19 protein-coding genes are annotated in these 24,234 nt (G+C 41.9%); 9 read left to right on the forward strand and 10 right to left on the reverse strand.

All coding sequences use genetic code 11. From position 1 onward, the window contains the following. The 4 genes from OQ289_RS20045 to uvrB all read right to left on the reverse strand — a co-directional run bounded on the left by OQ289_RS20045 (position 1) and on the right by uvrB (position 6,122). The gene (locus tag OQ289_RS20045) at positions 1–1,248 is read right to left on the reverse strand and encodes a glutamate-5-semialdehyde dehydrogenase (RefSeq protein WP_270088522.1); all 1,248 of its coding nucleotides are present in this window, start codon (positions 1,246–1,248) and stop codon (positions 1–3) included. Position 1,249: 1 nt separating this feature from the next. Beyond that, on the reverse strand, positions 1,250–2,284 hold the full coding sequence (gene proB / locus OQ289_RS20050; RefSeq protein WP_270088523.1) for a glutamate 5-kinase: 1,035 nt from the start codon (positions 2,282–2,284) through the stop codon (positions 1,250–1,252). A 106-nt stretch (positions 2,285–2,390) separates the two neighbouring features. Beyond that, positions 2,391–3,836 (reverse strand): hypothetical protein, encoded by a 1,446-nt coding sequence (locus tag OQ289_RS20055; protein WP_270088524.1) that lies wholly within the window; start codon positions 3,834–3,836, stop codon positions 2,391–2,393. Positions 3,837–4,091: 255 nt separating this feature from the next. Next, positions 4,092–6,122 carry an excinuclease ABC subunit UvrB gene (uvrB, locus tag OQ289_RS20060; protein ID WP_270088525.1) on the reverse strand — a complete coding sequence of 677 codons (2,031 nt, stop codon included), beginning with the start codon at positions 6,120–6,122 and terminating at the stop codon, positions 4,092–4,094. Positions 6,123–6,470: 348 nt separating this feature from the next. On the opposite strand from uvrB, the gene upp reads away from it, so the two are divergent. Together upp and OQ289_RS20070 are read left to right on the forward strand one after the other, a co-directional pair. Next, on the forward strand, positions 6,471–7,115 hold the full coding sequence (upp, locus tag OQ289_RS20065; protein WP_033565524.1) for a uracil phosphoribosyltransferase: 645 nt from the start codon (positions 6,471–6,473) through the stop codon (positions 7,113–7,115). 120 nt (positions 7,116–7,235) lie between these two features. Continuing rightward, positions 7,236–7,709, forward strand: coding sequence for a ribonuclease H-like YkuK family protein (locus OQ289_RS20070; RefSeq protein WP_033565525.1), 474 nt, complete (start codon positions 7,236–7,238; stop codon positions 7,707–7,709). Between the two features lie 221 nt (positions 7,710–7,930). Here the strand turns inward: OQ289_RS20070 and OQ289_RS20075 are convergent, their stop codons facing one another. Further along, positions 7,931–8,545 carry a S24 family peptidase gene (locus tag OQ289_RS20075; RefSeq protein ID WP_270088527.1) on the reverse strand — a complete coding sequence of 205 codons (615 nt, stop codon included), beginning with the start codon at positions 8,543–8,545 and terminating at the stop codon, positions 7,931–7,933. Positions 8,546–8,856: 311 nt separating this feature from the next. Here OQ289_RS20075 and OQ289_RS20080 point away from each other — a divergent pair, with 311 nt between their 5' ends. The 5 genes from OQ289_RS20080 to OQ289_RS20100 all read left to right on the forward strand — a co-directional run bounded on the left by OQ289_RS20080 (position 8,857) and on the right by OQ289_RS20100 (position 15,042). Beyond that, positions 8,857–9,132, forward strand: coding sequence for a hypothetical protein (locus OQ289_RS20080; protein WP_270088528.1), 276 nt, complete (start codon positions 8,857–8,859; stop codon positions 9,130–9,132). 259 nt (positions 9,133–9,391) lie between these two features. Next, on the forward strand, positions 9,392–12,370 hold the full coding sequence (locus OQ289_RS20085; protein WP_270088529.1) for a hypothetical protein: 2,979 nt from the start codon (positions 9,392–9,394) through the stop codon (positions 12,368–12,370). 248 nt (positions 12,371–12,618) lie between these two features. After that, positions 12,619–13,755, forward strand: a complete 1,137-nt coding sequence (locus OQ289_RS20090) for a clostripain-related cysteine peptidase (protein WP_270088530.1) — start codon at positions 12,619–12,621, stop codon at positions 13,753–13,755. A gap of 138 nt (positions 13,756–13,893) precedes the next feature. Then, positions 13,894–14,175, forward strand: a complete 282-nt coding sequence (locus OQ289_RS20095; RefSeq protein WP_270088531.1) for a hypothetical protein — start codon at positions 13,894–13,896, stop codon at positions 14,173–14,175. Between the two features lie 303 nt (positions 14,176–14,478). Further along, the gene (locus OQ289_RS20100) at positions 14,479–15,042 is read left to right on the forward strand and encodes an ATP-binding protein (RefSeq protein ID WP_270088532.1); all 564 of its coding nucleotides are present in this window, start codon (positions 14,479–14,481) and stop codon (positions 15,040–15,042) included. 84 nt (positions 15,043–15,126) lie between these two features. On the opposite strand, the gene ahcY is transcribed toward OQ289_RS20100, so the two are convergent. Further along, positions 15,127–16,443 carry an adenosylhomocysteinase gene (gene ahcY, locus OQ289_RS20105; protein ID WP_270088533.1) on the reverse strand — a complete coding sequence of 439 codons (1,317 nt, stop codon included), beginning with the start codon at positions 16,441–16,443 and terminating at the stop codon, positions 15,127–15,129. Between the two features lie 170 nt (positions 16,444–16,613). Between ahcY and OQ289_RS20110 the strand changes: the two genes are divergently transcribed. Together OQ289_RS20110 and OQ289_RS20115 are read left to right on the forward strand one after the other, a co-directional pair. Beyond that, complete coding sequence (locus tag OQ289_RS20110) at positions 16,614–17,024, forward strand: BrxA/BrxB family bacilliredoxin (RefSeq protein WP_033565533.1); 411 nt, start codon at positions 16,614–16,616, stop codon at positions 17,022–17,024. Positions 17,025–17,414: 390 nt separating this feature from the next. Further along, complete coding sequence (locus OQ289_RS20115; RefSeq protein WP_270088535.1) at positions 17,415–19,049, forward strand: amidohydrolase; 1,635 nt, start codon at positions 17,415–17,417, stop codon at positions 19,047–19,049. A 53-nt stretch (positions 19,050–19,102) separates the two neighbouring features. Here the strand turns inward: OQ289_RS20115 and OQ289_RS20120 are convergent, their stop codons facing one another. The 4 genes from OQ289_RS20120 to OQ289_RS20135 form a co-directional block, all read right to left on the reverse strand. Next, positions 19,103–19,738 carry a peptidylprolyl isomerase gene (locus OQ289_RS20120; RefSeq protein ID WP_270088537.1) on the reverse strand — a complete coding sequence of 212 codons (636 nt, stop codon included), beginning with the start codon at positions 19,736–19,738 and terminating at the stop codon, positions 19,103–19,105. A gap of 323 nt (positions 19,739–20,061) precedes the next feature. Continuing rightward, the gene (locus tag OQ289_RS20125; protein ID WP_033565536.1) at positions 20,062–21,042 is read right to left on the reverse strand and encodes a Gfo/Idh/MocA family protein; all 981 of its coding nucleotides are present in this window, start codon (positions 21,040–21,042) and stop codon (positions 20,062–20,064) included. Between the two features lie 12 nt (positions 21,043–21,054). Next, positions 21,055–22,551, reverse strand: coding sequence for a Gfo/Idh/MocA family protein (locus OQ289_RS20130; protein WP_270088538.1), 1,497 nt, complete (start codon positions 22,549–22,551; stop codon positions 21,055–21,057). A 13-nt stretch (positions 22,552–22,564) separates the two neighbouring features. Beyond that, positions 22,565–24,232 carry a RagB/SusD family nutrient uptake outer membrane protein gene (locus OQ289_RS20135; protein WP_270088539.1) on the reverse strand — a complete coding sequence of 556 codons (1,668 nt, stop codon included), beginning with the start codon at positions 24,230–24,232 and terminating at the stop codon, positions 22,565–22,567. Between the last annotated feature and the right edge of the window lie 2 nt (positions 24,233–24,234).

Here is a 24,234-nt window from a genome sequence, read left to right on the forward strand (position 1 = left end):
TTATCTGGTTTGCCCGTCACCTATTACAAACCATTTCTCCGTGACCAATTTCTCCAATGCGAAAGGTCCTCTTGCGTGCAATTTCTGCGTGGAAATTCCAATCTCTGCCCCTAAGCCAAACTCTCCACCATCCGTAAAGCGTGTTGATGCATTTGCATACACTGCTGCTGCATCCACCTCTTGCATAAATTGCTTTATACTAGACTGCCGCTGTGAAACAATACACTCCGAATGCTTGGATGAATATTTAGCAATGTGCTCCAATGCTTCATCTAGACCATCCAATATTTTAACCGAACATTTCAAATCTAAAAATTCCCTACCAAAATCCAAGTCGTTAGCCTGTTGTAAATATCCATATCCCCCTCGCTCCAATATCTCATACGCTTCCTTATCTGCAAAAATCTCCACACCAGCTTCCGTAAAAGCAGGCATTAATTTAGTCAATAGAGCCTCCGCAATATTGCGATCTACCAATACCGTATCCAAGGCATTACAGACTGAAGGTCTACTGATTTTCGCATTCGCGACAATCGCCGCTGCTTTATCCAAATCTGCCGTCGTCTCTACATAAGTGTGGCACACCCCCGCCCCAGTTTCGATGACAGGCACCTTCGCATGACTACGCACAAATTCGATTAATGACTGTGATCCCCTAGGGATAATGATATCAATATAATTCGTGGCTTCCAGCAATTCAGTTACAAATGCACGGTCAGTAGGCAATAATTGGACTACATCAGGATTCACACCACTATTTTGCAACACCTGCCGAATCAAATCAACCAATACCCTATTGGTGTGCCAAGCATCGGTTCCACCCCGCAACACACATACATTACCGGAGCGTATACACAGAGAGGCCACATCAATAGTAACATTCGGCCGAGATTCATAGATTACGCCCACCACACCTAGCGGAACTGTTTTCTTTTCAATCAACAATCCATTATCCAATACTTTGGAAGAAAGCACCTGTTCAGTAGGATCTTCCAGTTTAGCAACAGCCATTAAGCTGGCACGGAGATCATGAATGCGATCAACAGTTAGTACCAAACGATCTCGTTTAGGATCATTTACATCCAGTTGAGTCACATCTAATTCATTAGCCTGCAATATTTCAGCAATATGCTCACCGAGCGAATCGGCCAATCGGATTAACATTCCCGATCGTTCTTGATTTTCTAACCGTTGAATGTCGCGGGTTGCCGCCTTTGCGGCCATCAGTTGGTTTTCTATACTTTTCACGTTACAACAGTACAATATCATTGGCATTCGCCAGTTCTACATTCTTTTTACTTTTCATATCCGTCAATGAAGAAGCATCCACACGAGCCTTCCCAACCCCTATTTTCACGCCGTCTTCATCCGAAATATGAAAAACTTCCCCTGCTTCAAAGCCCTGCACAATCTCCTTTACACCCACGGCTAGAAGACTCTTTCTTTTTTGGAGCGCCTCTACAGCCCCCTTATCAATCGTCACTTCCCCCTTTATCAAACTCCCACTCGCAATCCACTTATTACGCGACGAGACCTTGCTCGCTTGAGGAAGGCACACCGTACCCGTTTCCCCCTTCACCGCTTTTAATAATCCATTTTCCGTCTGCATACTAAAGATGACCGCCTTAATACCTAATTGGCTAGCCAGTCGAGCAAAGTTCAGCTTAGAGGTCATTCCTCCAAGGCCTACTGCCGATTTCTCCGTCCGCGCCAAAGAAAGCGCATCCTTATCAACGACTTTTATTTCGGGAATAACCTTGCCCTCACCATCCAACACACCAGGCACCGAAGTACTAAACAAAATCTGTTCTGCTCCAAACCCTACTGCTATCAACGTTGCCAGTTCGTCATTGTCCGAGAACTTCAACTCTTTGTTGCTGACCACATCGTTCTCATTTGCTATCGGAATGATATTATTCTTCCATAACTCTTCATACGTACTCTTCAATTGTAAAAATTGATTCCGATTCGCGAAATGCTGCCGTTCACAGAGACTCTGGGCAAGCCCAATCTTAAACGGTTTAAAATACGTACTGTATTTCCGAACCAAAAGTGGATTACCAATCGCAGCGGCAGCTTTACGCTCAGACAAAGTCCCAGCATACTTAGGCAAAAATCTTTTTCCTGCAGCCACCGCCCCAGAAGACACAATCACAATATTATATCTCTGTTGCAATTCCGCGGCTTGCCTTGCTATTTCCAAAACAATCCGCTCATCTATTTCGCCTTCTTTTGTAGTAATGGCTGCCGAACCGAACTTAACAACCAATATCGGTTTTCTCATCTTTACCTAACTCCCTTAATTATTGAGGTGATTAAAAAGCTAAATTTAAGAACTTGAGCTTACAATACAAGCAAAATCGGTAAAAGAATAAATAATATTCGTTTAATCAAAAAGGCTGCTCCACGCTCCCTCCCCATGCCTCGTCCAGATTAATGACAAACTTACCATCCGTATGTATACCATCTAGCAGATTCCCCTTAAACGTCAGTTGAACATTATTTTTGATAGCCGAACTGACCGAAAACTCTCGCAGCACCTTTTTATCTCGATCGTATGCCCGAATAAGGTAAGCCACATCTCGTACGTTATCCAAATCACCTAAAAATTGGTTAAATTGGATAAATCGATTATCCGGTCCAAATGTCGTAGGCATCGAAACTTTGGTCGCATCTGTCAAAGTCGAAAATACCCGATTACCAAATGGCACATAATAGGGAAGGATATGTTCTTGAACAATCTCTATATTAGCCACTTTCGTGAGATCCATTACATCTGTAAATTCAAATCTAATCTCTGAATAGTAGCGTCGTAATGTAATAGGTACATGCTGGTCCCCATCAATATCCAACCCTATGATTACCCCTCCATATACATTGTTTTCAAAGTTTTCAAAAGAATTGTAAATATAAAAATCATCTATTGTTTTAATCGTCTTGGGCAATATCAAGGCTTTTGTAGATTGGTTCAGCACAAAAGAAGCCAGGTAACGTCCCGAACTCAATGCTACGGGCAATTCCACTTGTGTACTCCCTGACACAACTTCCGCCTCGCCAGACGCCACAAGCCCCCCATCATTTTGGTTGAATATGTAGTAGTGTAACTTTCGAATCGCAGGCACCCCTTCCTCGATATGCCCATCATATTCCCCTTGTATGCTAAAATTATCTATTTTGAAGGTTCCAGTAGTCGGATTTGAAGCATTTTTCAATATAAATTTAAACACCAGCTTTTGCACATTTCCAGACAAATCAATAGCTGACAAATCTTGGATTACATCTCCCCATGACGTGCTCTTGACATCACTGAAGTCAAAATTCAGGAGGAGAGGAAGGTAAGTTGCCCCATCATCTTTCGAGTAAGACAAATCCAACTTTTTCGGTCCTGTATCCGAGCCTGAAATATGAAAAGCCAATTCTCCTAGTGACTTGACATCCTTGATGGAAATGCCAAGTGTGAATTCGGAAATACCCCTTACAGAGAGCGCCTTTCCGGCTTCATATGGTTTAAAGGCTTTCCCCGCCACATAACTAATTCGATCTGTCTGGATATTCCAAACGACCGAAGATTTATCGATTGCTAGGTCTGGATGTAATGATTCTTGATTGAATGACCAATGATATAGCACTTTACCCGATACCTCAGCCAGCATATGAGCACCCTTCACATCATTAGACGGAAGAGGAGTGACTGAAGCATTGAAACCGTCTACTTGAAATCTAATTTGATGCTCGCCAATTAATTCAGGATCGGGAATTGATTTCCCACAAGAGTAAAATAATCCCGATACAATTAGCAGGATAGCATAGAAGTTCTTTTTCGCGTTCGTTCTCATAATATATGATTGATAAAAGATTAAACTTACAGCTCATGCAATCCGTACCTTCTACCTCTTTAGGCAAAAAATCGCATGACAATACAGCCCCGCAATTCCAGGGTTCTAAATCTCACTCATACCAAGAAAAAAAATCGTCGGCTATAAAAGATAATCCGTCATTGGGAATAAATACCATACACGGTCATTTAAGTATTGGCAAAAACACTTAAATATAAAAACAATTTACTTAAATATCAAATATTTAAACCAATATTAACCAAATCTCTCCTCATAGATTTTTTCTAAAGAGAACATTTCATCCCTCAACTTGGCAGCCTCTAGGAAGTCCATCTCTTTTGCAGCCTTTTCCATACTCTTGCGCGTAACTTCAATAGCCTTTTTAATATCCTTTTCACTCAAATACTGCATCACTGGGTCTGCTGCAATAACTTCTGTCGGATCAGGTTCGACATATATTTTAGGTTCCATTCCATTAAAATCAGCAACTGATGTCTGTCCCATGATTTCCTCCCTGGTTTTGCCCACGGTCCTCGGTGTGATGTTATGCTCCTCATTATACCTCATCTGCTTCTCACGCCTCCGGTTCGTTTCATCAATAGTCACCCGCATGCTATCAGTCATCTTATCCGCGTACATAATAACCTTTCCCTTATCGTTTCTCGCTGCTCGCCCAATCGTTTGTATCAACGACCTCTCCGAACGTAAGAAACCTTCCTTATCTGCATCCAAAATTGCAACCAATGTCACCTCAGGCAGATCCAATCCCTCTCGTAACAGATTCACTCCCACCAGCACATCAAACTCTCCAAGCCGTAGTCCTCTCAAAATCTCTACACGCTCCAAAGTCTTTACCTCCGAATGGATATAGCGTACTTTCACATTGAGTCGAGTCATATATTTGGTAAGCTCCTCTGCCATGCGCTTGGTCAATGTAGTCGCCAATACACGCCCCCCCTCTTTAATCGCTTTATCCACAGCTTCCAGAAAATCATCTACCTGATTAATGGCCGGACGAATCTCTATAATAGGATCCAACAGTCCCGTAGGTCTTATGACTTGCTCAACCACCACACCTTCTGTCTGCTGCAATTCATAATCTCCAGGCGTTGCCGATACATATATAGTTTGATTAGTCAAAGATTCAAATTCTGAAAAATTAAGTGGTCTATTGTCCATCGCTGCAGGCAGTCTGAATCCGTGCTCTACTAGCGAAACCTTCCGCGACCGATCACCGCCATACATAGCCCGTAACTGAGGGATAGTCACGTGGCTCTCATCAATCACAAGAAGATAATCCTCGGGAAAATAATCCAACAGTGTAAACGGTCGCATACCAGGCTCACGACCATCGAAAAATCGAGAATAATTTTCAATTCCCGAGCAATAGCCAAGTTCACGCATCATCTCCAGGTCATAGTTGACACGCTCTTCCAAACGTTTAGCTTCCAACATCCTCCCTTCCTCTTCCAACTGCGTCTTACGTTGCATCAACTCATCCTGGATCGCCCAAATAGAAGAGGTAAATTTTTCCTTCGGTGTTACAAAGAGATTTGCAGGAAATAGGGCTAAATCCTCCATCTTATTAATCGTCTTTCCAGAAACGGGATCGATTTCACTCAATTCATCGACCTCATCTCCAAAAAAAGATACCCGTATGGCATAGTCCAGATAAGCGGGATAAATATCCACTGTATCGCCTTTAACACGAAAAGTCCCCCTTTTAAACTCGGTTGTAGTCCTCGAATACAAGATCTCTACCAAACGATGTAAAAATGCATTCCGACTTATAGTTGTGCCCACCGCAAAACGAAAAATAGACCTTGAGAAATCCTCGGGGTTACCCATACCATAGATACACGATACCGATGAAACAACCACAATATCCCTTCGCCCCGACATCAACGAAGACGTCGTCGCCAACCGCAACTTCTCGATTTCTTCGTTAATCGCTAAATCCTTTTCGATGTAGGTATTGGAAGACGCGATAAAAGCTTCCGGTTGATAGTAATCGTAGTAAGACACAAAATAATTGACAGAATTTTCAGGAAAAAACTGTTTAAACTCCCCGTATAGCTGAGCGGCCAATGTCTTATTATGACTAAGTATCAGCGCAGGTCGTTGCGTTTCTTGAATCACATTCGCAATCGTAAATGTCTTACCAGACCCTGTAACCCCCAAAAGTGTTTGATAAGTCTCTCCTTCATTTACCCCTGCAACTAGTTCTTTAATCGCTTGTGGCTGATCGCCAGTAGGACGGTATTCGGACGTGAGTTTAAATTTCATGTAGCACCCTTCAATAAAGTATAAACTTAGATAAAATGCTTTGCATTCACAAACCGAGGGCTGCAAGCACACATCCCCCCATTGACGCAAGACAGTCTAATTCTACCATAAAAAATTAGTCCCGCTACAGCTCGATAACAATAATACATAGTGCACATCGGAAAGGCAAGTAGATTCATTCCTCTTGACACTCTCTGGTATCATAATCGCAATCAAACTAGGGTGCCATCTTAAAGTCGCCAAATCACAAAGTGTAAAAAATCCGATCTGCATAACAAGGTTCGTTCATACTGTTTCAAACAATTCTAGTATTTTTTACGTATATTAACTAGCAAACATCCAAACCGTATGACAACGATCCTGACAAAACAAAATAGTATAGCCAATCAATACATCTCCGAATTACGAGATGTCCATATTCAGCAAGACCGAATGCGATTCAGACGAAATCTGGAACGTATAGGAGAGATAATGGCCTACGAAATAAGCAAAACATTAGAGTACAAACAAGTATCTGTCGAGACCCCATTGGGTATTGCCGAGACGCATCTTCCCATAGAACATCCCGTACTAGGCACTATCATCAGAGCAGGACTACCTTTTCATCAAGGGTTTCTTAACGTGTTCGACCGTTCCGACAATGCATTTGTAGCCGCATATAGACATACAAAAAAAAGTGGAGAATTTGAGATTCACAAAAAATATGTCAACACACCCAATCTGGAAGACAAGATTGTCATTATTGCAGACCCCATGCTGGCGACTGGCCAAAGCTTAGTACTATGTTGTAAAGAGCTCTTGGCCGAGCACAACATCAAAGAACTCCACATTGCAGTAGTCATAGCGTCCGAAGAAGGCCTCAGACATGTCAAAGCATTCCTACCAGAAGCCATACTATGGGTGGGCGACGTAGACAATGAACTGACAAGTAAGGCATATATCGTTCCAGGACTAGGCGACGCCGGTGACCTTGCCTATGGAAACAAGGAATAACCATTATATGTAATTAATTAACAATAATTTAGCACACAAAAATGCAAAAACACGATTTACAACAGTTACATTTATACTATCATACGGTACGTTCTTTTTCACCCTTAAAATTTTCACTTTATGAATTGGCAAAAATACAATGGCGAGTACATCCGCATTCCCATCATGGAAGCCGTGGAAGAAATCATTAGTAGAGAGACGCACTTAGGCAATAGACTCAAAGTATACATCGGAACAGACTCTCAGGTCAAGCGAGGAATTATAGATTTTGCAACAGTCATCGTCTTTCTTCGAGAACACAAAGGTGGCTTTATGTTCATCCACAAAGACAGGCGTAATTACCGGATGGGCATCAAAGAGCGAATGCTACTCGAAGTCCAAAAATCCATCGAAATCGCCTACCACATCTGTCCCCTCCTAGACCAATACCATGTCGACCTCGAAGTTCACGCCGACATCAACACCAACCCCAACTTCCAATCAAACGTAGCACTTAAAGAAGCCATGGGATATATCATGGGAATGGGATTTGTATTCAAAGCCAAGCCCGAATCGTTCGCCAGCACAAACTGCGCGAATAAATTGGTACAATAAAGATTAAAAAGAAAAATAATAAAGCTTAGGTTCGAACAAAAGAAAAATCATTCAAACTCAAGAACCTGTAAAAAGAGAACACATTAATAAAAAATACCGGCACCAAGCACTCCATCAGTTTGCGGATAGATGCTGTAATAAGATTTGCGACAGACTTTTGAACATCTTCTCAGAGAGGATTTTGACTAATCTCGAAAACCTCAGTTATGCCCATAATACAACTACATGGACAGCATAGACAATACGCCCTTTACTTTATATATTGCTTGAATGGATGATTTTTTCAGTAAGATATCGTCAAAATCTTTCGCATTTTTTGCCGCAAGGCGCAAAGTTTCCGAATCATATTCACGAACAAATCGGATAACATTAAATTTTTCGGAAATAATCAAATAGATATCTCCAAAAAGAACAGAATCGACCTCCACTTTGCGTACAAAAACCATACTGCCGTGTGCAATTTCAGGTGACATCGCCTCTCCATTATTCACTACAGCAAAGTCGCTACCCGACAAAACAGGTATCTCCAATTCGTCCGTGGGAGTAAGGACGCTCAGATCTGCAGGCAAGTCTTCCAAGCCAATCCCATAAAGCGGAATTTTCTTTAACAGAGAAGCCGACCGAAGCATATTTCCATTACCCGTAAGTAACCAGCCCTCGTTAATATCGGGGAATCTCTCCGATATAATCGAAGACAGATTTTTACTGATGGAATAGTTCCCTTTTTTTATCTGATAAAGACGCTCGGACCGTTTCAGACCAATCTCTTTCGCAAAGGAATTCACATTGAGTCCCAGATGTTCAATAATCTGTTCCAATCTTTCCCAACTTGACATATATAAAATTACAGTTACTTTAAAAAAAACAATAATACGCAAAAACGACGCCAAACATTAAACCTTCCATAATATTTATCGAAATAAAAAATTTGATTATACAATACAATATTGTATTATTGCAATTTATTATTTAGATTATTAACATAAGCCGCATACATTACCCTACAAAAAATATATGCAATCCACAGAAATAACGAACATGTACCATGAAATCCATAATAACGTACACATATTTCAATACCCAGTAAACGGATAACATGATAAATATGCTACAGGCATAAGCCTCCCCTATTACCAATATCTATGTTATGTCAAGAAAAAAAGACACCAAAAAAAACCACGCGACGATAGTGGACAGCAACCAACAAGATGACCCCTCATATATCACAATGCAGGATGTGATGCAGTTATGTGCATTTTGGAGTCAAACCAATGCTGATATAGTAGACATATTAAAAATCAACAACCCCGAGAAAAACATCCAGATAGTTAAGAAAAGTGAAAAAGCAATCTTAGAAATTAAATTCATCAATGAAAATAAAGAGGAAAAAATCTTTCAAATCGAAATAAAAATATACGAATAATACAATACCAAGACCATTTTTTTTAATCCGCAGCCCCCCGTTGCCAGAGAAGAATATAAGTTTCAAAAAAAATAAATTAAAAAACATTTGCAAATACAATATTATATTGTACTTTTACCAAAAATATTGCAATTTAATTGAAGAGTCATTATTAACAACTAAAAAACAGCTTTTAACAAAATCATAGTAACACAAAAAACAATTAAAAATCAAAACTGGCAACAGGTTCGGCCATGTCAAAAAAATCATTACGAAAAATATGAAAGTTAAACATTTATCCAAAGTAGCCTTGGCACTGGCACTCTCGAGTACGGTAGTATTTGAAGGGTGTAAAAAGTACGACGATGATATCAATCGTCTCGAGAACAGCATCAATCAGAACACCTCTGATCTTGCAGGATTAAAAACAAAACTAGATGACCTAGCTAAAAACTATGTCGTTACGGCTGTCACACCTGTGACGGGTGGATTTGACATCACACTAAAAGGTGCAGATGGCAAGACTACTACCTATCCCATCAGAAGTGGAGCAAATGGTACCGATGGTACAAATGGTACAAATGGCAAAGACGGTGTCGAGGGAAAACCAGGCACAATGTTCCGCATTGTCAACGACATGTGGGAAATCAGTGTTGATGGAGGCAAAACTTACCAATCGACTGGAGCGAAAGCGAAAGGTGATAAGGGTGACAAAGGTGATCAAGGAACGCCAGGAACTCCAGGTCAAGACGGAGCACCTGGAACGCCAGGTCAAGACGGAGCGCCAGGAACACCTGGCACCCCAGGAGCGCCAGGTCAAGATGGTGTTGACGGACAACCAGGTAGAGATGGTTCAGTTGTCTCTATTATCGATGTTGCAGGTAAAAAAGTTTGGGCGATCGATGGTGTAGCAGTAGCTCCACAAGTACTTGCTTATCCTGGTGAAGTGGCAGTAATGGAGGTCAATGACGGATACACCATTGTCATCACAGACAGCAATGGCCAACCGACTACTGTATTCCTTTCAAAAGAAGCACTTGCAGTATCTAGCTTAGCTTTAGTACCAGCTTTCACTAACAACAATTCTCCTGTTATTTTCTTCCCGCGTATCGTCAATGACGACGTAAATAGAACGACTTGGATGCAAGGTGAGGCTGAAATTAAGTACAACTTAAATCCATTTGGTGTTGCAACTGACAACTATTTAGCGACTGGCCTATTGACGCAAAATGCTGAAAAGATTGTCTTCAGATCTTCTGGCGGATCCGTTTCAAATAGTTTCACGATTACCAATACGGCTAAGACATTCGGAGATATCACAGTTAAAGTCAAGCCTGATGGAAATGCGAACTCTATCTTCCCGAAAAACACAGATAACAACGATTTGTTTGTCGCATTACAATTAAAAAATACACATGCAAAAGTAGCAGACAACCAAAGATTTGCTGCTTCAGGTTATAATCTTGCCAAAGAAGAGATTGTAGAAGCGGACGAAGTAACTATCGAAAAAGCAGTGAAGCCAACAACCAAATATGAGTTGGCAGGTGGTGTAACGCCTAATTTCACTGGAGGCGCGTTTGGAGAGGGTGCTGCAAGCAATCAAGCAACATCTATTTCTGCAACAAATGCTGCTGCAAAAACTGCTGCCCATTACACATTGCACGTATTCAACAATGCCGAGAACAACATCGACGGACGCACCACATACGTTGGAGCTGTTGATTTAGAGAAAGATTTACGTGGTTTCTTCGCTCGTACGCAGGTAGGCAACAAAATTGTATCCATGGATGACCACGGATTAGCTGGTTATGACTTGCGTTTTGCACTTGCCAACCCTAGCACTACTGAAGCCAACTGGCTAAAAGTAGATGCAGCTACAGGAAAGATTACGGTAAGAGAATCTACGCCTGGCGTTTACAACACTGCGGCTCTTAACAACCATACTATCGTAGAGGTAAAACTATACGCGTCAGCAACTAGCACACAAGCTATAGCAACCCGTTATGTGAAAGTTGACTATACGCAGACAGCACCTACGCCTATTAGTTTATCTGGCGTGATCAACCACGATGTAGTTTCAACTGCTTCAGTTACCAAGGACATCGTATGGCCTAATCCGTTATCTTCTATGGACGTAGCGTACAGCACAACTGGAAAATCTGCTGCTGACTTCCATACAACCTATACATTTGTACCGGGCGGTCTACCAGCAGGATTCACATTCCATGCAGACATGAACTCCAATGTACAAGCTACGACTAGAAAAGTGAACATTGCCAACACAGTAATGCCTGGTACCTACACGTTGACAGGTCAATACATTTCGTCTGTATCTACTGATCCAGTTGTCAATGTATCCATCACAGTAACAGTTGCAGGTACAATGATTGACAAGTTGAACAAAGACCTACCGTTCTGGGATAATTCACAAACTTTCGGTATTATCAACGGTAGAAACATTGGCGGTAACAACTGGCAGCTATATGCTAACCTGTGGGATTACTGGACCATTCAATCTGTATCAGGAGCAAACAAACCAACAACTACGTTTGAATACAGCATCAACAACGTAACATATCCTGGAATCTCGATTGTAAACGGTACTAGCCATACTACTGCTGAAGTACAACTTGATGCGACTAACTCCGCAGCTAGAGACAGGGTAAACAATGGAAATGTTGTTTTGACTGTAACCACCAAGGTGAACGGCGCCGTTTACGAAGTGAAGAATTTCGACGTGAAATTTGTGAATCCGGTAAAACCAATCGTTCTTCGTGCCCCTTATAGAGAAATGACAGACAAAGAAAACTCTGGATCGAATACGTCTACCTTTGACCTTCGTAGAGCCATCGAAGTTAGCAACTTCAATAATGACATTATCTACAGATTCAATGGCATTGCTGCTACAGGAACCGAGAATGATGGCACATTGAAAGCAAATTACGGTATTAGCCTCACAACTAATGGCATTGCAGCGACGTTCTCCGGAACACCTTATCGCTTGACAGCTAGCAGCTTCGTAGGTGCGTATGCAGGAGTAGTCACAAGCACAAGTGGCACACCGCTAACCCTTCAAAGTGGAGCAACAGCGACTGTCAATGGAGACAACGCCGTATGGACAAACAATGGTGCAAACTTGCAACAACCTATCACACTTGTTTACAAAGTGAAGGTACATAACAAGTGGAACCTAGGACAAGCTCCAACAATAGGAGAAGTTGAAAAACTAGTCTACATTGTAGTAAATCCAAACAACTAAGAACTAACACACCCAGTTCGAAGTATGAAGGTGGCTCCGGCCACCTTCTTTTTTCTCCAATTTTTAACATTGACCAACCACCTCAAATTTTATAAACCTTTTATCAACATGGAATTATTAAAAACAACCTTATATTTGCTGATTGCCATCATACTTTTTATAGCAACTGTAGTTGTCAAATATAAGCTCAACAAAAAAGATTTCCATTAACCAGGCAATCCTTAACATTAACCTTTTGAACCACGGCCATGAGATTCCTATCCATCATATCTACCCTCGCGATACTTCTACTAGGCTTGCAGTCCTGTAAAAAAGAATTACCCACACACCCTGAAGAACAGCCTAAATTTAGAACTGTAATTGCTTACCTCGCGGCAAACAACAGTCTAATCAACGAGGCCTACGAAAATATCAATCAAATGGAAGCCGCCATCGGAAATGTTGACGGCGACCTGATTGTATACGCCCGTCTCCAAGGCACCAACCCAGCACTTTACAGGATAACACCCGATCAAACCCCTGATATTCGTAGCCAGAAAATCAAAGAGTACGCTCCTCATAATTCTTCTGACCCCACCGTCATGAAGCAAGTGATAGCAGACATTCAAGCCGCATACCCCGCACAGACCTACGGACTCATCCTCTGGTCACACGCTACAGGATGGATACCCCCTAACCATGGAGGTGTCAAAGTCAAGTCATTTGGCGACGATAATGGGAGCACAATGGACATCAAGCACCTCAAACAAGCCCTACCAGACAATCTCGATTTCATCATGTTCGACGCCTGTTCCATGGCCAGTGTAGAGGTCCTCTATGAAATAAAAGAAAAAGCAAAATACTTTATATCTTCACCTGGAGAAGTAATCTCCAATGGCATGCCATATAACAAGATAACCAATGACCTTTTCCACATATCGCCTGAAAGCTATCAGATGATTGCTCAAAAATATTATGAACACTACAATAGTAAGAGCGGACTATTCAGGTCGGCGACCATATCCATAATAGACGGCCTACAATTAGCCACACTAGCAACAACTTCCCAGCAACTCCTGAAAGCTTATTCGTCACCCTTCCCAAACTTACAACGCAATAACATTCAACGTATGGATTTTGACAGGATAGGCAATCCATTGATTGCATTTGACTTTGAAGACTTCTTCTTTCAAAATTTTGGTCCTGTCATTACCCAACCCCTATCTCAGCAGCTCGCTCGCACTGTAATTTTCAAAGCAAACACTCCTTCATTCAATGGTTACGAGATCAAGAAAAATGGAGGGTTGACCTGCTACATCCCACATCCAGACAATGACGGGCCCCTACACGATTACTACCGTACTTTACAATGGTATAGCGCCAGTGGGTTTGATCGCTTATTTTAACACAAAATACCCAACAAGCCCAATGACAATTAATTAAAAAATACTCATAATTAGGTATATTTTACTTGATATTGAATGACTACTTTTGTTACTAGGAGAGCATAAAAAGAATAAGCCAATTATTTTTGACATACATCTATGAAAAAGCAAATAAGTTATTTAGACGAGGATAGCTACATTTTCAACAGCTATTTGACACATAAAGATTATGGATCAGCCAACACTTCAAAGTGGCAACTCATCCTGAATACACCATCCATCAGAAAGAAGCTCAAAAAACTAGCCATCTGTGCCAACAAGTCATTATCACTGTCCGAAATGTCTCAGCATCCATTATTGGTTCCAAAAGAAATAGATCGGTTTACATTGACAACCAAGGAAATCAGTAACACCATCATTGAACTCAAGATTTACACCTAGATCTAGACGTATGGCCTCCAACCCATTCCCCTTGCTCTGATTGACAGTCTCCTTAACTAGGTTCATTTTTTTATTCAGTACCCTTCAAAGACGAAAGATTTCGCCTAACAGCGGACTAAGTTTGTATCTTTAGATTCGCAAATACAAAGACTTATGTCAGCTCCTACTCAACAGATGCCACAACAAACAGCCCAAACCTCCCTACTGGAACGGCCAGTAGCCATCTCTGGCGCTCCATAGGTACATTTTTCCATCAATTTAATTGATAATCCTCTCCCCAGATACATATCTTTATAGCCATATATGTTTGCAACACATCCAGACCTCCTAAAAATAGCTGTTGTTGGGCCCGAGTCAACAGGAAAATCCACAATCGCACAAGCACTTGCGGCGCATTTCAGAACCATCTGTGTCCCTGAATATGCACGAGAATATTGCAAACACTTGCATAACGCATATACATTGCAAGACGAAATCAACATGTACTACGGGCAGGTTGCATTAGAAAACAGTTTGATTCCACTTGCCCAGCAGAATCTATGCTTCTGTGACACTACTATATTGACTGTTAAGATTTGGTGCGATTACCTTTTTGGAGATACACCAGTACACGTCAAGAACGAAATATGCAAAAGACCATACGACCTATACCTGTTGATGGACATTGATCTCCCTTGGCAAGACGACCCCTTAAGGGACTTCCCAAATCAGCGAGATCATTTTCTACAAGTATGGAAAAATGAGCTGCATGCTTTAAACGCCAAATACACCGTCATCTCTGGTTTAGGGAATGACCGTTTTCAAAATGCCTTATCTGCAGTACACACGCTATTATCAGACGCTGATTGGTCGGGCAAACAGAGCTAAAATCTATCATAAAAAACAAAAGGAGTAAAGTTTAACACAGTCGTCGTTAAACTTTACTCCTTTTGTTTCAAATAAAAATATTATCTAGTAGCGATAGGCATCCGATTTAAAAGGCCCCTCAACAGCTACCCCAATATACGCTGCCTGCTCTTCTGTAAGCACATCCAACACCACTCCAATATGTGCAAGATGTAATCGTGCCACTTTTTCATCCAAATACTTCGGCAATGTATACACTTTGTTTTCATAAGCTGCAGTATTTGTCCATAGTTCCAACTGTGCCAATGTCTGATTAGTAAACGAATTGGACATGACAAAAGAAGGATGACCTGTTGCACACCCCAAGTTTACCAATCGTCCCTCAGCCAACAAAATAATGTCATTCCCATCTATTGTGTACTTGTCCACTTGAGGTTTAATTTCAATCTTCGTACCGCCATAATTTGTATTCAACCAAGCAACATCGATTTCATTATCAAAGTGTCCTATATTACAGACCACTGTTTTATCCTTCATCATTTTGAAGTGTTCGGCACGCACGATATCCTTATTCCCCGTCGTAGTCACTACGATGTTAGCTTCCTTTACTGCATCCGCAAACCTCTTCACTTCAAACCCCTCCATTGCAGCTTGCAAAGCACATATAGGGTCAATTTCGGTCACGATAACCCGTACACCAGCTGATCGCAATGACTCCGCAGACCCCTTCCCCACATCACCATATCCAGCTACTACAGCCACTTTACCCGCAAGCATGAGATCGGTTGCCCGACGAATAGCATCCACCAATGATTCGCGACAACCATATTTGTTGTCAAATTTAGATTTCGTCACTGAATCATTCACATTGATAGCAGGTAAGTGCAACGTTCCATTTTTCATGCGTTCATAGAGCCTATGCACACCAGTAGTGGTCTCTTCCGACAATCCTTTAATCCCCGAAATCAGCTCTGGATATTTATCAAACACCATATTCGTCAAATCACCACCATCGTCCAAAATCATATTCAAAGGATGACGCTTCTCCCCAAAATATAACGTTTGTTCAATGCACCAGTCAAATTGCTCCGCTGTCATTCCCTTCCACGCATACACCGGAATTCCCGCTGCGGCAATCGCCGCTGCAGCATGGTCCTGTGTCGAAAAAATATTACAAGAAGACCAAGTGACATCTGCTCCCAATTCTACCAATGTCTCAATCAGTACCGCGGTCTGAATCGTCATATGTAGACAACCCGCAATACGTGCACCTCTCAATGGCTTAGAAGCTCCAAACTCCTCCCGTAGACTCATCAGTCCAGGCATTTCAGCTTCTGCAAGCTCTATTTCCTTACGTCCCCATTCGGCAAGGTTAATATCTTTGACTTTGTATGGCACATAAGTACTTTCAATTGATGACATAATTTATCTTCTTTAGTTATAACGTTAGAAGACAAAAATACCATTAACAGTAATAAATTCAAAACGTTAGCTTCTTCCTATTTACAAATCTGACATTCATTTGAGAGTATAAACTTGACGAAGGCCCCGAAGTACCTTATATTTGTAGATATAAAAAAAATAGAGAAGAGATGTATCCAGAATATTTAGTTGAACCGATGCGTAAGGAGCTTACGGATGCCGGTTTCCAAGAATTAAAGACAATTGAAGATGTTGATGCGGCCATTCCTTCTGAAGGAACTGTTTTTGTCGTCGTTAACTCTGTCTGCGGATGTGCTGCAGCAAATGCAAGGCCGGCAGCAAGAGCTGCCGTAAAAAACGAAAAGCACCCGAGCAAATTAGTAACAGTATTTGCTGGAATGGAAAAAGAGGCTGTAGACAAAGCTCGTGAATACATGCTACCTTTCCCTCCATCGTCTCCAGCAATGGCACTTTTCAAAGATGGCAAATTGGTGCACATGATTGAAAGACACATGATTGAAGGGCGCCCCGCACAAATGATTGCCGACAACCTAGTCGCTGCATTTGACGAGTACTGCTAGATCTTATTTTGATTTTTGAATAAACAAGGTCGCTCAACAATCGTTGAGCGACTTTGTTTATTAACATTAACCTCACCCAATTATTTAATTAAGAATGCATCCATATTACCTGTGTAATGTGCAAGCGGAATCATTAATTTACTTTTTGACAACACCAGGCCATCATAATCAAAATAAGCTATCACTTTAATTATCATAAACTGTCAAATATACTGCCTGCCTTATCCACGGTTCGGTTCAAATGTTGCGGAGGACACACTTTGCCACGATGCTCAATCGTATTATCCCTTCGATGTTCACGAATATCCTAGCCGCTTCCTAAAATATATAAAATAATAGGTTAGTTCAGCCAAACGATTTGTATTTTAGTATACATCAATTAAAACAACCATGCGCTGTATCCTCCTCTATTGCACCCTATGTCTATTGGCATTCTTCAGTTGCAAATCTTCAAATCAAGTCGACCTTATTGTCTATAATGCACAGATATACACCGTAGATTCTGCATTCTCCATCGCCGAAGCCTTCGCCGTAAAAGACGGGAAATTCGTTGACATTGGCAGTGGCGCCGATATTCGATCCCAATACATGGCCAACGAAGAGATTGACGCCCAACAAAAATCGATATATCCCGGATTCTACGATGCCCATGCCCATTTTTTCATGCTCGCTGAGCTTCTCGACCAGGTCGATTTAGCAGGAAGCAAGTCCTTTGAAGAAGTCATCGCCCGCATGAAGATATATCGTAGTAAATACCCCGATAAAAAATGGCTCATTGGGGGCGGTTGGGATCAAAATCTTTGGGTAGACAAGAAATTCCCGACCAAGGAGTTCTTAGACAAAGCCTTTCCCGATATCCCGGTTTACCTAGCAAGAATAGATTACCATGCTGCAGTTGTGAATTCCAAAGCATTGGAAATAGCTGGGTTGACACACCCTGTTCCGATAGAAGGTGGCATCGTAGGGGGAACTTCCACTGTTCCAAACGGGTTACTAATAGACAATGCTATGGACTTAGTCAGCAAGTTCATTCCCATAGCCAATGAGGAAACATCATTAAAAATATTGAAAACCGCAGAGGACTCATTGCTGTCGGTTGGACTGACATCTATAGTAGATGCTGGGCTTCCTAAATCCCAGTTAGATTTGCTTCAAAAATTCTACAAAACCAATCAACTCCGCATCCGCAATTATGCTATGATTGCAGCAAACAAAGAGAACATTAACCATTACTTACAAGCTGGTCCTTACCGCACCGACCACCTCACCATCAGCTCGTTCAAGATATTGGCGGATGGGGCTTTAGGCTCACGTGGAGCATGTCTATTAGAGCACTACCATGATGCCCCAACTAAAGGGTTTCTCTTACACAGTCCAGCTGAATTTGACACCGTGATACGTCAATTAGCCAATAGCCCTTTCCAAGCCAATACCCATGCCATAGGAGACTCTACCAATCGTATCATATTGGATACCTATGGAAAATATCTCCCTACTCATCAAGACAAGAGATGGCGCATAGAACACGCACAGATTATTGCCCCCTCAGACTTCCCTAAATTTAAAAAGTTCCATATTATCCCCTCCGTACAACCCACACATGCAACATCAGATATGTATTGGGCTATAGATCGTCTCGGTAATGAGCGCATGAAGGGAGCTTATGCCTACAAAGAGCTACTTCAACAATATGGAAAATTAGCATTAGGCAGCGATTTTCCCGTCGAACACTTCAACCCAATGTTTGGATTTCACGCCGCAGTAGCAAGAGTAGATGCCAAAGGGTATCCTCAAGGAGGATTTCAGATGGAAAATGCAATAACTAGAGAAGAAGCATTAAAAGGGATGACTATCTGGGCTGCCTATTCCTGTTTTCAAGAAAAAAATCGAGGCAGTATTGAGAAAAACAAAGATGCAGACTTCATTATATTAGAAAAAGATATTATGAAAATACCCAACGACCAACTCCGAGCAGTACAGACGCTACGTACGGTTATTGGAGGAAAAACTGTTTTTAAACGATAAGATTATAGCGGCATAGCGTGGAATGCGGTCTTTTTTAAGTACCCCTATTTCACCTATTCTATTACTTCCATCGTAAACAACACCTTTTCAACTGGTAAATCAGTAGACGTAGTACGTACTTTACTGATAGCCGTCACGACATCGAGACCTTCATAAATCTCACCAAAAACCGTATAATCATAATCCAATCGAGGTTGGCCTCCGTTCGTTAGATAAGCATGCCGTTGTTCAGGTGTATATTTGATTCCCTTTTTTTGTTCCAATGTGTGGAGATCACCTTCCGTCACAGGTTTTCCTACGACAAAATACAACTGATTCAAAAAAGAAGATTTCGTTGGGTTGTCATCCCTTCCCGCACCAAGCGCACCAATTTTATGAAACGCTCGTTTATCAAATTCGGGACTCAAACGTTGCTCAGCAGATATATTCTTCGCCTCTCTTGCTAAAATTTCCTCATCCAAGTCTCCTCCCTGTATTACAAAATCAGCAATTACCCTATTGAATTCTGCCTGATCGTACACCTTGGCTCGGATTGCATCAAGCAGCAGTTGTCGATGATGAGGTGTATAGTCATATAGCAATACTTTAAAATTTCCATAATTAGTCTTCACCAAGATCTTGTAAGTCTGCCCATAGCACACCGAAAATATTAATAAAGCAAATACCGTAACTAATGCTCTTTTCATCATCTCCAATAATTAGGATATCATCAAACTTAGACAAACTTACCTTTTTTCACAAATGCTTACATATCTATCTAAATTATTTGAATGATTGATGTTCACCTCCAAATTAAACTCAACGTTCAAACACGCTATTATGAAAACAAAAGGTTCTTTCTAGGATCTACACATAAATACACAGATGGAAACCACACATCAGTTCCAAGGTGACTATTTTCAATCAATATGAGCTTAGAAGACAATGGCTATTGAAAGCTATCTTCAATCCTTAACATACTAAAAAAGACTGTACTATAGCCCATTATAGGACTATAGCACAATCATCCCAATTATAAGCGTTCTATTCGTTTTGTTTTCTTGCTTCGGTCGGCAGCTTCCATAAACTTAAAAATCTCGATTGTTTCTGCTGGAGTGACAGGAGGTATCCCTGTATCGAAGAATGTAAGAATCTCCGACACCAAAGGTCCATAACCTGCAAAAGGTCCTAATTCAGCAATTCCTTTCTCGCCAAAAGCCCTTCCCGCGATATTAGATGCTCCCTTTCGGATTCCACGAACCGATCCTATACGGCCATCAGACCAGACACCCACCACCTGTTCAAAATCAGCATGAAATACTCTGTACACCTCTTTACATCCTACACCCATCACAGTAAACAACATCTCCACACCATGTATCATATACCAAGCCTGATCTATATGATGACGCTCGATTTCAGCAGGAGTATACACATCCGCCCCCAACACTTGACCAATACTCCCTTCCTTAACCTTTCTTACATTCGCATCATATCGCAAAGATGATGAACTAAAGAGCGGGACGCTATTCCGCGCAGCTAGGTCAAAGATCTTTTCTACGGACTTGAGATTCTCACCCATTGGCTTATCGATGAACAACGGTTTTTTTGCCCTTATCACGGGTTCGGCCTGTTCTAAATGCACTCGCCCATCATTAGATTCCAACAGTACAAAATCCACCTTTTTCAACAAATCTTCTATACTCGTCACAATTTCCACCCCCATTTTCTTAACCGCTTCTGTGATAGCAGGTTTCATCTCCAGTGCAGAAGGAATATCCTTGCTCCCATTTGGGTATGCGGCGACTACACGATACCCTCTATCCTTGAGTGCCCCTTCATTGATATCCCGCGTAAACATCTCACTATGAGAAGTATCCAATCCAATAATACCAATTCTTTTTTGTTGCACAGGCCGTTCAAAGATTCCATCTGAGAACGAAAGTGCCCCAAGCCCAGCGCCCAATACCGACATTTGCACGATAAAATCCCTTCTATTTGTTTCTTTCTTCATATCAGTTTCGATTTAAATTTTGGGCATATCTGGAAGACGAAAGCCATTATGGTAAGTATGTTGAATCCATTCCTTCGCAATATCTTTAGCATTGAATTCAGTAAATTGTCTATTGAAGCGCGGATCTCCATCCACCACACTAAATTCGTCCACCGACACAATCTTAATTTTATCTGCGTCATTGATATTGGTAAACTCCATCTTCTCACCATCCCATAACAAATCTCGATGCAACCCCTGCAAGCGGACAGCCAGTACCCCCATTACAACCATCTCATTAAAAGGTCCCGAAAACCCAAAATGCGAACTTGCCTCTTTCCTGTTATCCGGCGACTCCTTAGCCGCACGTATCCAATCCTGCTCATGCGCGTTGCTATTCCAGATATCACCGTTTCCGCCTGGTATACGCGGAATCCAAGGCTTAGGTTGCTGAAAATGTGCCATATCCGTCACTGGCAACAACGTTGGATTCATCCCATAGCAACCAGTCATGATTTTACCTTTCTTCCCGACAAATATGATTCCACCATTTTCATCACCCATCATCGCACCTGGTGCAAGTTCTTTTGGTCGCTCTGGAACCAGTCCGCCATCATACCAATAGACCTTAACCTCTGGCATATTCACCTTCCCCTTTTTTGCTCTAGCAGGAAACGTATATTGTACCATCTGCGCATGCGGAGGAGAATACAAGTTACTCAAGGTGGAGCTTCCATTTACCTTGATTGGATATTTAAGATCCAGTGCCCAATACAGAGGATCCATAATATGACAAGCCATATCACCCAAAGCTCCTGTTCCAAAATCCCACCATCCCCTCCAGTTCCACGGTGTATACACACTATGATAAGGCCTGTTTTCTGCCGGTCCGACGAATAGGTCCCAAGCCAAGCTATCAGGTACCGACATTCCATCTTTTGGCTTCATCAAACCTTGAGGCCAGATAGGACGATCCGTCCAGCAATGCACCTCATAGACCTCACCAATCGCATCCGATTGAATCCATTCTGCAATTTGCCTACACCAGTCAAACGAATTTCCTTGGTTTCCCATCTGCGTCGCCACTCTATGCTTTTTTGCTAAACGTGTCAGCAAACGTGATTCGTATACCGAGTGGGTAAGCGGCTTCTGTGTATAACAATGCTTTCCCAGTGTCAGCGCATGCGCCGTCGCTATAGCATGAGTATGATCTGGAGTTGCCACCATCACCGCGTCTATCGAGTCACCCATCTCATCAAACATCACCCGCCAATCTTTGAACTGCTTCGCACCTGGATAGTCTTTGAAAGTCTTTTGAGCATATCTCCAATCCACATCACAAAGCGCTACGATATTCTCCGATTTCATATTGGCAAGATTACGGCGTCCCATCCCACCAACACCTATACCCGCAATATTAAGTTTATCACTAGGAGCCACATGTCCCAGTGTTTTGCCCAGAACATGGCTGGATACGATTGAAAAGCTCGCCAATGCCGTTGTATTCTTTATAAAATTTCTTCTGTCCATTATATTTAAGCTATTAATAATTATCATTTTGAACCAGTACACCATTAGATCGATCGATCTCTATCTGCGGGATTGGGAATGGCCAACTATTGTCGCCAGCATCCCGTCCTTTATCCGCAAAGCCATATTTTTCATAGAATGCCTTCATCGTAGGGGCATACTCTCCCCAGCGCACCAGATCATATAGACGGAACCCCTCTAACGCCAATTCATTCCTCCGCTCACGCTTTAAGGCAGTCATGACATCGTCAGATGGCTTAATCGCGTATTGCGCTTGAAAATCAGCATCAGAAACAGTTTTAAGTCCTTGACCAAATAATCTAAATATCGCCGGCTCATCCACCTTAGAGGTCGTTACAAAAGCCCTCCTACGCACCTCATTCAAGTGTGTAAGCGCATCCGTTGTACTGCCTCCTGACCTTATTAAAGCCTCTGCATACATTAAGAGAACTTCTGAATAACGGATCCAATATGGCTGCCAATTGCTGCGCTGTAGGTCATTGTTTTGCCGATATTGTTGTGGGACAAAAGCCTTCCTACTTTGTTGAAGGTTAAAATCATTGAAGTATCCCCTATAATTATGTATTTCCTCCCCACCAGAAGAAGTTTTAAAAATATCGTTGTGACTAATGATGGTAAACATACGACGTGGATCCGCAGGGTCATAAGAAGCCGCCAAATCCTTGGTTGGTGTATTTCCTCCCCAACCACCGACATTGTTCCGTCCTACGTTCATAATCGCAAACGGGTCACCACCAATACCAAATGCTGGATCGAACTTACGAAGAACCCCAAAAATACACTCCTTGGAAAATGGAGCCACAGCATAGTCACCCCTAAAAAGATCTTGAAAATCTGGCAACAAACTAAGCTGTCCATTTCGCACCACTTCCCCTGCAGCATCCCTTGCCACTTTATATTCATCCTGTGCATTTCCTGCAAGAATTCCTTGTTCCATCAACCCTCCAAAAAACAATGCGGCCCGAGCCATCAAAGCATAGGCTGCATCTTTTGTCACACGTCCGGTTTCTGAACTAGACAATCCTGAAGCACGAGGAAGACTACTTTCTTGTATGGCCTCCTGTAAATCTTTATAAACCTGCGCCTTTAAATCCGCCAGTGGAGCCTTAGCCTTACGTGTGTCAGGTTTTTCTACATTGACAATCAAGGGCACTTCCTTAAATACCGTAATCAAATCAAAATAATACCATGCCCTCAAAAATTTAATCTCTGCAAAATAACGTGCTACCGTCTCTGCAGGTACAGGTTTGGCATTCTCAATTAGATTGCCTCCCTCCCTTTGCAGGGCATCCAAGGCAATGTTACAATTCCCAATTCCCTTAAAGCGATTTGCCCAAGTCTCGTAAAGCAAAGGATTGGATGGCAACGGTCGACCCCGCCCCACCTCTGTTGTTTGTGGCCTATCTCCTGGATCAGAACCTCCAGCATCTGCGTTATCCACACTCTCATCGCCAAGAGCGACTTTATTCACCGTATACCCCCAACCATCAAACATAGGTTGGTAACAGCTTGTGACCAACTTCAACCCTGCACCATCCGTCTTAAAAAACTCACTCTCGTTCAAAATCCCATAAGGATCACGGTCTAAAAAATCCTTTTTGCAGCCAATTACCGTCCCCAAGAGAAGGAATGCCGACATATATAAAACTATATTTTTCATCT

Source organism: Sphingobacterium sp. SYP-B4668, from assembly GCF_027627455.1.
Taxonomy (GTDB): domain Bacteria; phylum Bacteroidota; class Bacteroidia; order Sphingobacteriales; family Sphingobacteriaceae; genus Sphingobacterium.